Origin of the sequence: Streptomyces sp. NPDC015661, assembly GCF_043077765.1 — a bacterium.
Lineage (GTDB): Bacteria > Actinomycetota > Actinomycetes > Streptomycetales > Streptomycetaceae > Streptomyces.
Map to the genome: position 1 here is coordinate 528,636 of NZ_JBIBST010000003.1, position 14,602 is coordinate 543,237.

Below are 14,602 nucleotides of genomic sequence, written 5' to 3' on the forward strand. Positions count from 1 at the left end.
GTACGGCGCACAACGTGGTGCGGGCCCAGGCGCGGAACGCGGAGGCGCCGCTGGAGGGCGCCGTCCCGTGTGCCCACCCGTCCCGCCCCTGCGGGACGCTTGCCCACACGGCGGCGGGCCCGGGCACCGCCCTCCAGGGCGCGGGCCCGCACGGACCGGGGCGCCGCCCAGCAAGGCGGCTCGGGTCACCCCCTCCCGCGTCCCCCGTTCGGGTCACGTCCGCGTACTCCCCGGACAGCACCCCGCAGGGCCCGGCACCCTGTCGTCCATGCGTGCCGCACCCCCGCCCCTCGCCGCCGACGCCACCGCTCTGAGCCGGCTCCTCGGCACGGCCCTCGACGCCCTCCGGGAAGGGGCGCAGGTCAGGGGCGGCCCCCTGCCGGCGGGTGGCCCGGAGGCCGTGGCCCGTCGGCTCGCGGAGCTCGGAGCCGTACTCCCCGACACCGGTACGGGACCCGACGAGGCCCTCCGTACCCTCGTGCGGGCTCTCGCGGAGGGCGCCGCCGACCCCGCCCACCCCCTCTGCGCCGCCCATCTCCACACCCCGCCCCTCGCGCTCGCCGCGGCGGCCGATCTGGCCGCCTCCGCGCTCAATCCGTCCATGGACTCCTGGGACCAGGCGCCCGCGGCCTCCGCCCTGGAGGCCGAGGTCACGGCGGCCCTGGCCGCCGAGGTCTTCCCGGACGCGACGCAGCCCGACGCCCTGGTCACCACCGGCGGCACCGAGTCGAATCAGCTGGCCCTGCTCCTCGCCCGGGAGCGGCACGGAGCCGGACTGCGGATCGTCGTCGGCGCCAACGCCCACCATTCCTTCCGCCGTTCCGCGTGGCTCCTGGGCCTGCGGGAGCCGGTCGCCGTGCCCACCCCGACGGGGGTCATGGACCCGGCGGCCCTGGCCGAGGTCCTGGACGGGGAGACGGGGCCCGTGCTCGTCGCCGCCACCGCCGGCACCACGGACGAGGGCCTGATCGACCCGCTCCCCGCGATCGCCGAGGTCTGCGCGGCCCACGGCTCCGGCTCCCGCTCCGGCTCCCGCTCCGGCGCCGAGCTGCACGTCGACGCCGCGTACGGCGGGCCCGTCCTGTTCAGCCGTACCCACCGCCGGCTCCTCGACGGCCTCGACCGGGCCCGTACCGTCACCGTCGACCTGCACAAACTCGGCTGGCAGCCGGCCGCCGCGGGACTCCTCGCCGTACGCGACACCGCCGATCTCGCCGTCCTCGGCCACACCGCCGACTACCTCAACGCCGACGACGACACGGAGGCCGGTCTCCCCGATCTCCTCGGCCGCTCCCTGCGCACCACCCGCCGCCCCGACGTCCTCAAGACCGCCGTGACCCTCCGGGCCCTCGGCCGCACGGGCCTCGGCGCGCTCGTCGACCGGTGCATGGACCTCGCCCAGGACCTCGCCGGTCTGGTGGAGAAGGCCCCCGGTCTCGACCTCAAGGGTCGCCCGACGCTCACCACCGTCCTCTTCCGGCCCACCGGCGCCGACGACGAGGCCGTCGCGGCGATCCGCCGCACCCTGCTCGCCGGGGGCCGCGCCGTCCTCGGCCGGGCGAGGGCCGACGGCCGCCTCTGGCTCAAGGCCACCCTGCTCAACCCCCACACCACCCCCGGAGATCTCGCAGAGATCCTCACCCTCGTGGAAGGCAGCGCGCACCGATGACCGGCAGCACCCCCCAGCAGGACCTCGACCAACCCCACGACCTGGTGGGCGTCGGCATCGGCCCCTTCAACCTCTCGCTCGCCGCCCTCGCGCACGGCGTCCCCGGAGGCCTCGCCGCCACGTTCTACGAGCAGCGGCCGGCCTTCCACTGGCACCCGGGGCTCCTCCTCGACGGCGCCACCCTCCAGGTCCCCTTCCTGGCCGACCTGGTGACCCTCGCCGACCCGGCCAGCCCCTGGACCTTCCTCAACTACCTGAAGAGCCGTGAGCGCCTCTTCCCCTTCTACTTCGCCGAGAAGTTCCACATCCAGCGCGCCGAGTACGACGCCTACTGCCGCTGGGTCAGCGAGCGGCTCCCCGGCCTGCACTTCGGCCACCAGGTCGACTCCGTCCGCTGGAACCCCGAGCGCCGCCTCTTCGAGGTGGACTTCACCCAGGTCGACCCGGAGGGCGAGGCGGAGGCCCTGGGCCGCGCCTACACCCGGAACGTTGTCCTGGGCGTCGGCACCGAGCCGTACGTCCCCGAGCCGCTCCGCCCGCTCACCGACGCCCCCGGCGTCCCGGTGATCCACTCCGCCGACTACCTCACCCACCGCGAGACGCTCCTGCGGGCCGGGCACGTCACCGTCATCGGCTCCGGCCAGTCGGGTGCCGAGGTCTTCCTCGACCTGCTCCGCGCCCGTCCCGCCGGGGCCGAGCGCCTCCACTGGCTGGCCCGCACCGAGGCCTTCGCCCCCATGGAGTACTCCAAGCTGGGCCTGGAGCACTTCACCCCCGACTACACCCGCTACTTCCACGCCCTGCCCGAGCCGGTGCGCGGTGAACTCGTGCCCCGGCAGTGGCAGTTGCACAAGGGCATCGACGCGGACACCATCGCCGCCATCCACGACGAGCTCTACCGGCGCACCCTGCACGGCGGCTGGCCCGACGCCGTCATCACCCCCGGCGTCCGGGTCCGCACCGCGGGCCGGGTCGCCACCACCCAGGTCGAACTGCACCTGGAGCATGTGCAGCAGTCCACCCGCTCGCGGCTCACCACCGACGCCGTGGTCCTCGCGACCGGCTACCGGGAGCGCCCGGTGGACCGGATGCTCGCCGGGCTCGACCCGTACCTGCGGCACGACTCCGCCGGGCGGGCGCGGGTCGACGAGCGGTACCGGCTGGTCCTCGACCCCTCCGTCACCGGCTCGGTGTACGTCCAGAACGCCGAGCGCCACACCCATGGCGTCGGGGCCCCCGATCTGGGCCTCGCGGCCTGGCGCAGCGCGACCATCCTCAACTCGGTCACCGGCAAGGATCCGTACCCGCTGCCGCGCCGCACCGCCTTCACCAGCTTCGGCCTGGAGACGCGAGAGGCGCCGAGCATCCCGGCCCAGGACCGGAAGCTGACGCCTCTCGTGCAGCAGTAGGAGCGTACGGACTAGAAGACCGGCACGCCGTCCCGGGTCAGCTTCCAGTCCACCGACGCGAAGGTGCCCGTGTCGACCGTCCCCTTGGCCTTCACCCACTGGATGATGGTGTTGCGGATCTCGTCCGAGTTCGCCCACAGCTGCTGGGCCTTGGCCACGTGCGGGAACGCGCCGCCGCCGGAGGCGCGGTAGTTGTTGACCGCGAGGACGAACTGCGCGGCCGGGTCGAGCGGCTTGCCCTGGAAGGACAGGCCGGTGATCCGGGAGCCGGCCGGCTTGGCGATGTCGATGTCGTAGGTCAGACCCGACACGGCGTCGTAGTTGTAGTCCGGCGTGCTGTCCGCGTTCGTGAGCTTCGCGGTGTCGACGGGCGCGCCCGCCGGGGTCTGGACGTAGTACTTCGCCGAGTACTCCAGGTAGTCCTTCAGCTGGGCGCCCGTCATCAGACGGGCCTCCAGGGTGTTCTCGAAGGGGTAGAGGCCGGCGGCGTCCTTGATGCTGATCTCGCCGGCCGGGATCCGGGCCGTGCGGGAGAAGCAGGAGGCCTGCGAGAGCACCGGAAGTCCGGCGTACGCGCCGCCCGCGAGGGCCGCCTTCACCGTCTCGGCCTGGACGACGTTGATCAGGTCGATGATCGGCTCGTCCTTCCACGGCGCGTCGGTCGTGGTCATGGCCGCCGTGGAGGTGCCGATGACCTGGTTGACGTACGCGACGACCTTCTTGTGCTCGTCCGCGAGCAGTCCGGTGATCTCCGGGTCCTCGGCGACCGTGTTGGAGTTGAGGACCTGCGCGCCGGCCTTCTCGACCACCCAGCGGCCCTTCTCCCACACCAGGTCGAAGGAGAAGAGGGTGAGGCGCTGGCCCCACTTCAGCGGCTCGGACAGGACGACGTCCTTGCCCGTCTCCTTGTTCTTCACCCGGTACTCGGGGATCTCGGTGTGCGCGTGGCCGACGAGGATCGCGTCGATGCCCGGCACCTGCTCGGCGACGAGCCCGGCGGCGTTCTCGATGTACGGGAGCTGGTCACCGTACGAGGAGGTGCCGGAGGAGCCGGAGTGCGCCGAGACGACCACGACGTCGGCGCCCATGGAGCGCAGCTTCGGCACCCACTTGGCCGCCTGCTCCTCCAGGCCGGGGAAGACCATCTTGCCGGTGACGTTCGCCTTGTCCCAGATGGCGATGCCCGGGTTGGTCAGGCCCAGGACCGCGACCTTGACGTCCCTGCCGTGCGGGGTGCGCAGACAGTGCATGCTGTACGGCGCGAAGGCCGGGCGCAGGGTCTTGGCGTCGAGCGCGTTGGCGCCGAGCAGCGGGAAGTCGCACTGCTCCTCGAACTTCCGGAGCACCGGGATGCCGTAGTTGAACTCGTGGTTGCCGAGCGCGGCGGCGTCGTAGCCGATGGCGTTCATGGCCTGGGCCATGGGGTGGACGGGGCCGCCGGTCTGCGTGATCGGGTCGACCTTGGCGTAGTAGTAGGACAGCTGGGTGCCCTGGATGGTGTCGCCGGCGTCGATGAGGAGCGTGTTCTCCTCGCCCTTCTCCGCGCGCACCTGGTTCACCAGGGTGGAGATCTTGGCGAGGCCGACGTCGTTGTGCGCCTTGTCGTCGAACTCCTTGTCCGTGAAGTAGTCCCAGTTGAAGACGTTTCCGTGCAGGTCGGTGGTGCCCATCACGGTGAACGAGTACCGCTTGGCCGGCCGGGGGCCTGCCTGGTGGGCCTCGGCGGGGGCGGCGACCCCGGCGGTGAGAGCGACTCCGGCTCCGACGGCGGCGGAGCTCTCCAAGAAGGCCCGGCGGTTCAGCGGCATGTGTTTCTCCCCTTGATTCGGCGCCTGCCATGGCGCACAACGCGCGTAGATTCTGGCTCAGACCGCACCGTCGCAACAGACCTTCCGGGTTACGGAGTGGGAAAGTGTTCGGTATGACACATCCACACCCCACCCCCGACGCACCCCAGGTGACGGTCCGTGGCGAAGGACGCCTGGAGGTCGAGCCGGAGTTCGCCCGGATCTGGGTGACGGTCTCCGCCCGGGGTACGGACCGCGCGGAGACGCTCGCCGACCTCACCCGGCGCAACGCGCGGGTGCTCGACCTGGTGAAGGCGCTCGGCGACGCGGTCGAGAAGCTGGAGACGGGCAGCTTCTCGCTCTCCCCGGAGCTGACCCGGAAGGGGCGCGGGGAGCGGGTGCACGCCTATACGGGCCGGGTGCGGGTCACGGTCGAGCTGACCGACTTCACCGCCCTCGGCGAGCTGGTGACGCGGCTCGCCGACCTGGAGATGACGAGCGTCGACGGCCCGTGGTGGGACCTGCGGCCGGCCTCCCCGGCGTACGCGGAGGCACGCCGGCGCGCGGTCGAGGAGGCGGTGCAGCGGGCCCGGGCCTACGCGGCGGCGCTCGGCGCCTCGCTCGACTCACTCCTCGAACTGTCGGACGCCGGACTCGCGGAGCCGCTGAGGCCGAGGCGTTCCGGCTTCGGCGCGGCGGCCGTGGCGTACTCGGCGGAGGCGGCCGGCGAGGCGCCGCCGCTCGACCTCGAACCGCAGCGCCAGACGGTCACGGCCGAGGTCGTCGCGCGGTTCACGATGACCCCGCCCGCACTCTGAGACGAACGGTTTTTCGGTCCCTGATCCGCTCATCGGAGCAGCCCGGCGCACAGATTCAAGTCTTGTCAACAACCTTTCACGGAAAGGTTGTTGGGTCGTCATGCCGAGCCAATTTCCTACCGATCGGTAAGGCCTAGGCTCGACTCATGCGCCGAGCGAAAATCGTTTGTACCCTTGGGCCCGCCACCGAAACATACGACCAGATCAAGGCGTTGATCGAGGCCGGAATGGACGTGGCCCGCTTCAACCTCAGCCACGGCAGCTACGCCGAGCACGAGGAGCGCTACCAGCGCGTCCGCAAAGCCGCCGACGAGACCGGCCGCAGCGTCGGCGTCCTCGCCGACCTTCAAGGCCCGAAGATCCGCCTCGGCCGCTTCCGCGAAGGTCCCGTACTCCTTGAACGCGGCGACGAGTTCACCATCACCGTCGAGCCGAGGGAGGGCGACCGCCACGGCTGCGGGACGACCTACGCCGGCCTCGCCGGGGACGTGACCCCGGGCGAGCGCGTCCTCGTCGACGACGGCCGCGTCACCCTGGAGGTCACCTCCGTCGACGGCCCCCGCGTGCACACCCGCGTGATCGAGGGCGGCATGGTCTCCGACCACAAGGGCCTCAACCTGCCCGGGGTCGCCGTCTCCGTCCCCGCCCTCTCCGAGAAGGACATCGAGGACCTGCGCTGGGCGCTGCGCACTGGCGCCGACGTCATCGCCCTCTCCTTCGTCCGCAGTGCCCGCGACATCGACGACGTGCACCGGATCATGGACGAGGAGGGCCGCCGGCTCCCCGTCATCGCCAAGATCGAGAAGCCGCAGGCCGTCGAGAACATCGAGGAGATCGTCGCCGCCTTCGACGGCATCATGGTCGCCCGCGGCGACCTGGGCGTCGAGATGCCGCTGGAGCAGGTGCCGATCGTCCAGAAGCGCGCCGTGAAGCTGGCCAAGCGCAACGCCAAGCCGGTCATCGTCGCCACCCAGATGCTCGACTCGATGATCGACAACTCCCGCCCCACGCGCGCCGAGGCGAGCGACGTGGCGAACGCGGTCATCGACGGCACCGACGCCGTGATGCTCTCCGGCGAGACCAGCGTCGGCCGCTACCCGATCGAGACGGTCCGCACCATGAGCCGGATCGTCGAGGCCGCGGAGGAGGACATCCTCGCCAAGGGCCTCCCGCCGCTCACCGAGCGGAACAAGCCCCGCACCCAGGGCGGTGCCGTGGCCCGCGCGGCCGCCGAGATGGGTGACTTCCTGGGCGCCAAGTTCCTGGTGGCGTTCACCCAGTCCGGCGACACGGTCAAGCGGCTCTCCCGCTACCGCTCGCCGATCCCGCTGCTCGCCTTCACGCCGGACCCGGCGACCCGCTCCCAGCTCAATCTGACCTGGGGTGTCGAGACCTTCCTCGGTCCGCACGTGGACTCCACGGACGCGATGGTGGCCCAGGTCGACGAGGAGCTGCTGCGGATCGGCCGCTGCCGGCCGGGCGACATCGTGGTCATCACGGCGGGCTCCCCGCCGGGCGTCGCGGGCTCGACGAACCTGGTCCGCGTCCACCACATCGGTGAGTCGCTGACGTAGTCAGTGCTTGGGCCCCACGTGCGCGTCCATGAGGGCGACGGCATCACGCCTTGCCACGGAGACATCCCGTGCCCCCGCCGCTCGGCGCCGACTCCGCCCTGCCACACCGACACGCTCCAGCGTGTCGGTGTACAGCCGCACGATGTCTTCCGAGGTATTGGTGAAGAAGTAGCGGGGATACTCGTATCGCCGGAACCCGGTGCTGCTGGGGCCGGCTGATGTGCCCGTCACCGAGGTACAACCCGAGAAGACGGGCCTACGCGACTTTGTCGAGCTCGCGGCCGTCGCACTGTGGACACAAGGGGCTGCGCCTGCCTGGGCACTCGCCGCGCTTCATGCGATCACTCTGCGCAACGATCCATCGCCTTGCGCAGCAAAAAGCGGACATTCACGCGAAGGCGAACGTCCGCTTCTTGATCGGTGCCGGGTGCGGGACTTGAACCCGCAAGCCCTTACGGGCAAAAGCTTTTGAGGCTTCCGCGTTTGCCGATTTCGCCAACCCGGCAGGCTGCCAATCGGAGTGTACCCGGTCACCGGTCTGTCTGGTGGCTAGGTAGGCTTCTTCATGCAGCGCACTGCCCCGCAACGAGGAGCTCCCGTGACCGCCCCCGAGTCGCCCCAGCCCGCCGACGACGCCGCGGCGTCGCACGTCCCGCCGCTGACGACCCGCGTCGTCATCGCCGAGGACGAGGCCCTCATCCGCCTCGACCTCAAAGAGATGCTGGAAGAAGAGGGCTACACGGTCGTCGGCGAGGCCGGAGACGGCCAGCGGGCCGTCGAGCTCGCCCGCGAGCACCGCCCCGACCTCGTCATCCTCGACGTGAAGATGCCCGTCCTCGACGGCATCTCGGCCGCCGAGAAGATCGCCGGCGAGTCCATCGCCCCGGTCCTCATGCTGACCGCCTTCTCGCAGCGCGAGCTCGTCGAGCGGGCCCGAGACGCCGGCGCCATGGCGTACCTGGTGAAGCCGTTCAGCAAGAGCGACGTGGTCCCGGCCATCGAGATGGCCGTCTCCCGCTTCGCCGAGCTCCGCGCCCTGGAGAAGGAGGTCGCCGACCTCTCCCAGCGCCTGGAGACCCGCAAGCTCGTCGACCGCGCCAAGTCGATCCTGCAGACCCAGTACGGCCTGACGGAGCCGGCGGCCTTCCGCTGGATCCAGAAGACCTCGATGGACCGCCGCATGTCGATGCAGCAGGTCGCCGAGGCCGTCATCGAGGACGCCGAGGAGAAGAAGGCGGCCAAGGGGCAGTAACCGCCCCCCCCCCGCTCCGTACACGAGAAGGCCCGCCCCACGACCTTGTGGGGCGGGCCTTCGGTTCGTGGGGCTCAGTCCTCGCCGAGGTACGCCTTGCGGACGGACTCGTCGTGGAGCAGGTTCTGCCCCGTGCCCGAGAGCACGATCTTGCCGATCTCCATGACGTGACCGTGGTCCGCCAGGGCGAGCGCGGCCTGGGCGTTCTGCTCGACGAGCAGGATCGTGGTGCCCTGGGCCTTCAGCTCGGCGATCGTCGCCATGATCTTCTGCATCATGATCGGCGAGAGACCCATCGAGGGCTCGTCGAGCATGAGCAGCTTCGGCTGGGACATCAGCGCCCTGCCCATGGCGAGCATCTGCTGCTCACCGCCGGAGAGCGTGCCCGCGGCCTGCTTGCGACGCTCGCCCAGGATCGGGAAGAGGTCGTAGGCGCGCTGGACGTCCTTGGCGATGCCCGCGGTGTCCTTCCGGAGGAAGGCGCCGAGGAGGAGGTTCTCCTCGATCGTCATCCGGGGGAAGATGTGCCGGCCCTCGGGGGAGTGGGCCAGACCCAGCGAGACGATCTTGTGCGCGGGGATCTTGCGGAGGGACTTGCCCTCGAACTTGATCTGGCCGCCGACCGGCTTGAGGAGCCCGGAGAGGGTCCGCAGGGTGGTGGTCTTCCCGGCGCCGTTGGTACCGATGAGGGTGACGACCTCACCGGCGTCGACGGAGAAGGAGATGCCCTTGACGGCCTCGATCTTTCCGTAGGCGACGCGCAGGTCCTCGACTTCGAGCAGTGCGGTCATGCGTCGTTCTCCTTGCCCGAAGCAGGGTCGTGCGGGGTGCCCTCCGAGGGCTCTTCGGCGCTCTCGTCGTCGGCGGGAGCCTCGGGCGTCTCGTCGTCGGCGGGAGCCTCGGGCGTCTCGTCGTCCTCGGAGGTCTCGGCGTCCTCTTCGGCCGCCGGGTTCTCGTCGGCAGGGGCCTCGGGGGTCTCCGCGCCTTCCTCCGAGGTCTCCTCAGCGGCAGCGGCATCGGCAGCGGCCGGGGCCGCGTCCGCCTCGACGGGCTCGCCCAGGTACGCGGCGATGACCCGCTCGTCACCCTGGACGGTCGCGCTGTCGCCCTCGATCAGCTTCTGGCCCTGGACGAGCACGGCGACCCGGTCGCAGAGGTTGAAGATGAACCGCATGTCGTGCTCGATGACGAGCACGGCGATGCCCATGTCCCGGATGGCGAAGATGAGTTCCTCCGCCGCCCGCGTCTCCTGCGGGTTCATGCCCGCGGTGGGCTCGTCGAGCAGGATCAGACCGGGGTCGCTCGCGAGGGCGCGGGCGATCTCCAGCTTGCGCTGCTCTCCGTACGGGAGGTTCTTGGCGAGGTGCTGCGCCTTGTCCTGGAGGCCGATGAACTCCAGGAGCTCCATGGCCCGCTTCTCGGAGGCCGCCTCGGCCTTCTTGAAGCCGGGGCCGCGGAGCAGGGCCGACCAGAGGCCCTCCTTGGTGCGGGTGTGGCGTCCGACGAGGACGTTCTCCAGGACCGTCATGTTGCCGAAGAGACGGATGTTCTGGAAGGTGCGCGCGATACCGGCCGCGGTGACCTTGAACGACTTCGGCGGGAGGACCTGGCCCTTGTAGCGGACCTCGCCCTCGGTCGGGATGTAGAGACCGGTGAGGCAGTTGAAGAAGGTGGTCTTGCCGGCGCCGTTGGGGCCGATGAGACCGACGATCTCGCCGCTGTTCACGGTGAGGTTCACATCGCGTACGGCGGTGAGGCCGCCGAACCGCATGGTGACCCCGCGCGCGTCGAGCACGGTCTCGCGGGCGGCCGGCTCGGTGGTGGCCTCGGCCTTGTTGGTGGTGGTCGTCATGGTTCAGGCACCTGCCTTGGCGAGCGTGGCGGGCGTCTCGTCCTTCTCGTGGAACTCCAGCTGGTTGCGCCGGTTGGCGATCATGCCCTCCGGGCGGAAGCGCATGAGCAGGATCAGCGCGACGCCGAAGGCGAGCAGCTGGTATTCGCCCATGAACTGGAGCTTGTTGGGGATGAGGAAGAGCAGGGACGCGCCGACCAGCGGACCGCTCATGGTGCCCATGCCGCCGAGGACGACGGCCGCGAGCAGGAAGGCGGAGTTGGGCGGGATGGGACCGGCGAAGACGTACTGCTCCGGGGTCACCGTGTAGGTGACGTGGGCCTGCACGGTGCCGGCGAGGCCGGCGAGCGAGGCGCCGAGCGCGAAGGCGATGAGCTTGACCCGGAAGCCGTTGATGCCCATGGCGAGCGCGGCGGTCTCGTCCTCGCGGATGGCGACCCAGGCGCGGCCGATGCGGGAGTCGCCGCTGCGCCGGAAGACCAGCACGACGACCGCCATGATCAGCAGCATCAGGAAGAAGTAGTTCGCGAAGCGGCCGATGGTGAAGCCGGCGATGTTGTGCTCGGCGCCGAAGTCGAACCCGAGGATGTCGAGGTTCGGGATGGACGCGATGCCGTTGGAGCCGTTGGTGATGTCGGGGCCGGAGGTGCCGTCGGCGTTCATCACCGCGATACGGAAGATCTCACCGAAACCGAGGGTGACGATGGCGAGGTAGTCGCCGCGCAGTCGCAGGGTCGGGGCGCCGATGAGGACACCGAAGACCAGGGAGGCGGCCGCGCCGACCAGGACGGCGGCCCAGAAGGGCAGGTGGATGCCGAACGGCGAGGTCGGGGCGCCCGAGACGAGGGCGGCCGCGTAGGCGCCGACGCCGAGGAAGGCGACGTAACCGAGGTCGAGGAGACCGGCGAGGCCGACGACGATGTTCAGGCCCAGGGCGACCGTGGCGAAGATCAGGATGTAGACGCCGAGCGTCGCGTACTGGTCGTCGGTCTGGGTGAAGGGGAACAGCGCGGCGGCGGTGAACGCGCCCGCGATGGACAGGTTCTGGTGCTTGCCGGTGAGCTGCGTGGCCTGCGCCATGAGGCCCGACTTGCTGACCGCCGCGAAGCCGAGGCCGGTCGTGATCAGGAAGCCGAGGAACTGCTCGTCGTACTCGGTGCCGACACCGTAGGTGAAGACGCCGAGCGCCACGGCGAGGACTCCGGTGATGATCAGGAGCTCGACGGCGGAGTTCATCGCGGGCAGCTTGCGCACCGGACCGGCGGCGAAGGAGGCCCGGAAGGTGGCCCAGCCGTTGCTCCAGCGGTGCTTGAACTGGTCCCAGCCGGTGTCCTCGGGGTCCACGGGCAGCAGCTTCGGCCGCTCGAAGGGGAGGGCGAAGGCGCCGAGGAGGGCGAGCAGGGAGGTGAGCGCGACGATCGCGCCGCCCGGCTCGAGGTTGATCGGGCCGCCGAGCTCGATGCTGATCGCGCCGACCGTGAACCAGACGATCGCGAAGTTGGCGAGCGCGGCGAGCTTGAGGGCTCCGTCGCCACCGGCCGGGGTCAGCCAGCGGGTGCCCTTGACGCCGTACGAGGAGAGGGCGAAGAGGGTGGTGAGCAGGCCGGTGACCAGGACCTGCAGCTGGAGGCCGCCCGGGTTGCCGTAGAAGGTGAGGTCGCCCGGGAAGCGGGCGGTCCAGGTCCAGGCGAGGAAGCAGCCGGCGACCGTGAGGGCGCCGCCGCCGAGGGCGAGCGGGCGGGCGATCCCGGCCGGGATGAAGCCGATGAGGCCGGTCGCCGCGGTCGGCTCGGGTGCCGCGGGTGCCGTGGTGTTCTCGGAGATGGTGGTCATGGTGCTCACGCCCTGTCCGCGACGCGCTCGCCGAGCAGGCCTTGTGGCCGGGCGAGGAGTACGACGATGAGGAGTACGAAGGCCCAGACGTCGGCCCAGGACTGGCCGCCGAGCTGCTGCATGCCGGGGATGTGGGCGATGTAGGCCGTCGCCATCGTCTCGGCGATGCCGAGGACGAGTCCGCCGATCATGGCGCCGTAGATGTTGCCGATGCCGCCGAGGACCGCGGCCGTGAAGGCCTTCAGGCCGAGGAGGAAGCCCATCTTGAAGTCGACGACGCCGTACTTGAGGCCGTAGGCCACGGCACCGACGGCCGCGAACGCGGCGCCGAGGGCGAACGCGATCACGATGATCCGGTCGGTGTTCACGCCCATGAGCTTCGCGGTGTCCGGGTCCTGCGCCGTGGCCTGCATGCCGCGACCTGTGCGGGTGCGCATGACGAAGAAGGCGAGGAAGGCCATGCAGACGGGGGCCGCGATCAGGAGGAACACGTCGCCGGTTTGGATGGTGACCGGTCCGAGCTCGATCGGGCCGCCGGGGATCTGCGGGAAGGTCCGGGCGGACTTCGCCTCCGGGTACAGCGACCACACGGCCTGCTGGAGGGCGAGCGAGAGACCGATGGCGGTGATGAGCGGGGCGAGGCGGGGGCCACCGCGCAGCGGGCGGTAGGCCAGGCGTTCCGCCCCGACGGCTATCGTCGTCGCGACGAGGATGGCACCGATGAGCATGAGGGGCAGAGCGATCCACATGGTGGTGCCGGTGGGCAGGATGAGCCAGACCGTGAGCGCCCCGAAGCCGCCGGTCATGAAGATCTCGCCATGGGCGAAGTTGATGAGCTGGACGATGCCGTAGACCATCGTGTAGCCGACGGCGACGAGCCCGTACATGGATCCCAGTAGCAGGCCGTTGACCAGCTGCTGCGGCAGTTCGTTCACCGCATTGTCCTCCGAGACTTTCGACGGATGTGACACCGCGCGGGGAGCCTGGTGTGGCGCCCCCGCGCGGTGAAGGTGGTGCTGAGAGATGGGGCTGCTGAGGATCAGCCGCCGAAGGTGCCGGACTTGACCGGCTTGAACGCGCCGCCCTCGACCTTGTAGACCGTGAGCTGCTTGTTGGTGGTGTCACCGAACTCGTCGAAGGCGACCGAGCCGGTCACACCCTCGAAGGAGACGCCCTGCATGGCCTCGACGACCTTGGCGCGCTCGGGGAGCTTGCCACCGTTGCCCTCGACGGCCTTCTTGACGGCCTCGATGATCGCCCAGGTCGAGTCGTAGGCGTAGCCGCCGTAGGCCTCGTAGGCCTCCTTGTAGTTCTCGGCCTTGTAGTTGGCCAGGAACTCCTTGGCGGAGTCGAGGGACTCGATCGGCGCGCCGACCGAGGTGGCGAAGTCGCCCTCGGCCGAGGCCGCGCTGGCGAGCTTCACGTACTCGGGGGAGAAGATCGCGTCGCCACCGACGACGGTGACCTTGGCGCCGGCCGCCTTGATCTGCTTGGCCAGCGGGCCGGCGGCCGGGTACTCGCCACCGTAGTAGACGACCTCGGCACCGGAGCTCTTCACCTGGGTGGCGACCGCGGCGAAGTCCTTGGTGTCCGGGTTGATGTGCTGCGTGCCGACGACCTTGCCGCCGAGCTTCTCGAACTCGCCCTTGAAGGTGCCCGCGAGACCGGCGCCGTAGGTCTTCTTGTCGTCGATGATGAAGGCCTTGGTCTTCTTGGCCTCGTTGAAGACGTACTGGGCCGCGAACGGGCCCTGGATGGCGTCGGTGGTGGCGGTGCGGAAGTACGACTTGTAGCCGCGCTTCTTGTCACCGGAGGCCCAGTTCGGGCCCTGGGACAGCGCCGGGTTGGTGTTGGCCGGGGAGACCTGCACCAGCTTGGCGTCGTCGAAGACCTTCTGCATGGACTCGGCGACACCGGAGTTCAGCGGGCCGACGACGCCGAGGACGGACTTGTCGGCGACGAACTTGGTGGCGTTCTGCTGGCCGGAGGAGGGCTGCGCCTGGTCGTCCAGGGACTCCAGCTTGAAGGTCACGCCCTTGACGTAGCCCTTCTTGTTGGCCGTCTTGACCGCGAGGTCGGCCGAGTTCTTGATGCCCTGGCCGAGGGCGGACAGCTCACCCGTGAGCGGCGCGTCGAGACCGATGGTCACGGTGACGTTGCCGCTGTCGCCGTTCTCGGCGCCGCCCTTGTCGTCCCGGGAACCACAGGCCGTGAGCGTGAGCGCTCCCGCGGTGACCGCGGTGGTGAGTATGAGCAACGAACGGTTTCGCACGAAGGGTCCTTTCCCTGGCGCGGCCCCCTCGGAATGAGGCGGTGCCGTGAAGCTGCGGAGCGAGGGGTGCCGTTTTGGAACGCCGGGCCGTACTGGGGTTGGTACAGGGCCGTGCACTAGGACGCGCCCGGCGGCG

Annotated in this window: 11 protein-coding genes and 1 tRNA gene; 5 read left to right on the forward strand and 7 right to left on the reverse strand. The window is 70.3% G+C overall.

Annotated features, from left to right (window positions below):
- The first annotated feature begins 268 nt into the window (after window positions 1-268).
- Both ACF07V_RS10855 and ACF07V_RS10860 read left to right on the forward strand, forming a co-directional pair.
- The gene (locus ACF07V_RS10855) at window positions 269-1,669 is read left to right on the forward strand and encodes a pyridoxal phosphate-dependent decarboxylase family protein (protein WP_392153110.1); all 1,401 of its coding nucleotides are present in this window, start codon (window positions 269-271) and stop codon (window positions 1,667-1,669) included.
- Complete coding sequence (locus ACF07V_RS10860; protein ID WP_392153112.1) at window positions 1,666-3,078, forward strand: lysine N(6)-hydroxylase/L-ornithine N(5)-oxygenase family protein; 1,413 nt, start codon at window positions 1,666-1,668, stop codon at window positions 3,076-3,078. The genes ACF07V_RS10855 and ACF07V_RS10860 overlap by 4 nt, the downstream gene beginning before the upstream one ends.
- An 11-nt stretch (window positions 3,079-3,089) precedes the next feature.
- Here the strand turns inward: ACF07V_RS10860 and ACF07V_RS10865 are convergent, their stop codons facing one another.
- Window positions 3,090-4,886, reverse strand: coding sequence for a bifunctional metallophosphatase/5'-nucleotidase (locus ACF07V_RS10865; protein WP_392153114.1), 1,797 nt, complete (start codon window positions 4,884-4,886; stop codon window positions 3,090-3,092).
- A 113-nt stretch (window positions 4,887-4,999) separates the two neighbouring features.
- Here ACF07V_RS10865 and ACF07V_RS10870 point away from each other — a divergent pair, with 113 nt between their 5' ends.
- Window positions 5,000-5,683: an SIMPL domain-containing protein gene (locus ACF07V_RS10870; protein ID WP_392153116.1), complete on the forward strand. Its 684-nt coding sequence runs from the start codon at window positions 5,000-5,002 to the stop codon at window positions 5,681-5,683.
- Between the two features lie 146 nt (window positions 5,684-5,829).
- Entirely contained in the window at window positions 5,830-7,257 is a 1,428-nt protein-coding gene (gene pyk, locus ACF07V_RS10875; RefSeq protein WP_392153117.1) for a pyruvate kinase, read from the forward strand.
- Between the two features lie 421 nt (window positions 7,258-7,678).
- Here pyk and ACF07V_RS10880 read toward each other — a convergent pair.
- Window positions 7,679-7,762 (reverse strand) — tRNA-Leu (locus tag ACF07V_RS10880).
- Between the two features lie 93 nt (window positions 7,763-7,855).
- On the opposite strand from ACF07V_RS10880, the gene ACF07V_RS10885 reads away from it, so the two are divergent.
- The gene (locus ACF07V_RS10885) at window positions 7,856-8,509 is read left to right on the forward strand and encodes an ANTAR domain-containing response regulator (protein WP_392153118.1); all 654 of its coding nucleotides are present in this window, start codon (window positions 7,856-7,858) and stop codon (window positions 8,507-8,509) included.
- A 74-nt stretch (window positions 8,510-8,583) separates the two neighbouring features.
- Here the strand turns inward: ACF07V_RS10885 and ACF07V_RS10890 are convergent, their stop codons facing one another.
- From ACF07V_RS10890 to ACF07V_RS10910, 5 genes are all read right to left on the reverse strand, one after another.
- A complete protein-coding gene (locus ACF07V_RS10890; RefSeq protein ID WP_392153120.1) occupies window positions 8,584-9,300 on the reverse strand; it encodes an ABC transporter ATP-binding protein in 717 nt (238 codons plus the stop codon).
- A complete protein-coding gene (locus tag ACF07V_RS10895; RefSeq protein WP_392153122.1) occupies window positions 9,297-10,361 on the reverse strand; it encodes an ABC transporter ATP-binding protein in 1,065 nt (354 codons plus the stop codon). Before ACF07V_RS10895 ends, ACF07V_RS10890 begins: the two co-directional genes overlap by 4 nt.
- A gap of 3 nt (window positions 10,362-10,364) precedes the next feature.
- Window positions 10,365-12,194, reverse strand: a complete 1,830-nt coding sequence (locus tag ACF07V_RS10900; RefSeq protein WP_392153124.1) for a branched-chain amino acid ABC transporter permease — start codon at window positions 12,192-12,194, stop codon at window positions 10,365-10,367.
- Between the two features lie 5 nt (window positions 12,195-12,199).
- Entirely contained in the window at window positions 12,200-13,129 is a 930-nt protein-coding gene (locus tag ACF07V_RS10905; protein WP_369143665.1) for a branched-chain amino acid ABC transporter permease, read from the reverse strand.
- 104 nt (window positions 13,130-13,233) lie between these two features.
- Entirely contained in the window at window positions 13,234-14,466 is a 1,233-nt protein-coding gene (locus ACF07V_RS10910) for an ABC transporter substrate-binding protein (protein WP_392153126.1), read from the reverse strand.
- Window positions 14,467-14,602: the final 136 nt, after the last annotated feature.

Excerpts from the sequence above, each read along its gene's own strand:
- pyk (WP_392153117.1), top strand. The coding sequence starts at position 5,830 with ATGCGCCGAGCGAAAATCGTTTGTACCCTTGGGCCCGCCACCGAAACA.
- ACF07V_RS10890 (WP_392153120.1), bottom strand. The coding sequence starts at position 9,300 with ATGACCGCACTGCTCGAAGTCGAGGACCTGCGCGTCGCCTACGGAAAG.
- ACF07V_RS10865 (WP_392153114.1), bottom strand. The coding sequence starts at position 4,886 with ATGCCGCTGAACCGCCGGGCCTTCTTGGAGAGCTCCGCCGCCGTCGGA.
- ACF07V_RS10870 (WP_392153116.1), top strand. The coding sequence starts at position 5,000 with ATGACACATCCACACCCCACCCCCGACGCACCCCAGGTGACGGTCCGT.
- ACF07V_RS10855 (WP_392153110.1), top strand. The coding sequence starts at position 269 with ATGCGTGCCGCACCCCCGCCCCTCGCCGCCGACGCCACCGCTCTGAGC.
- ACF07V_RS10900 (WP_392153124.1), bottom strand. The coding sequence starts at position 12,194 with ATGACCACCATCTCCGAGAACACCACGGCACCCGCGGCACCCGAGCCG.
- ACF07V_RS10860 (WP_392153112.1), top strand. The coding sequence starts at position 1,666 with ATGACCGGCAGCACCCCCCAGCAGGACCTCGACCAACCCCACGACCTG.
- ACF07V_RS10895 (WP_392153122.1), bottom strand. The coding sequence starts at position 10,361 with ATGACGACCACCACCAACAAGGCCGAGGCCACCACCGAGCCGGCCGCC.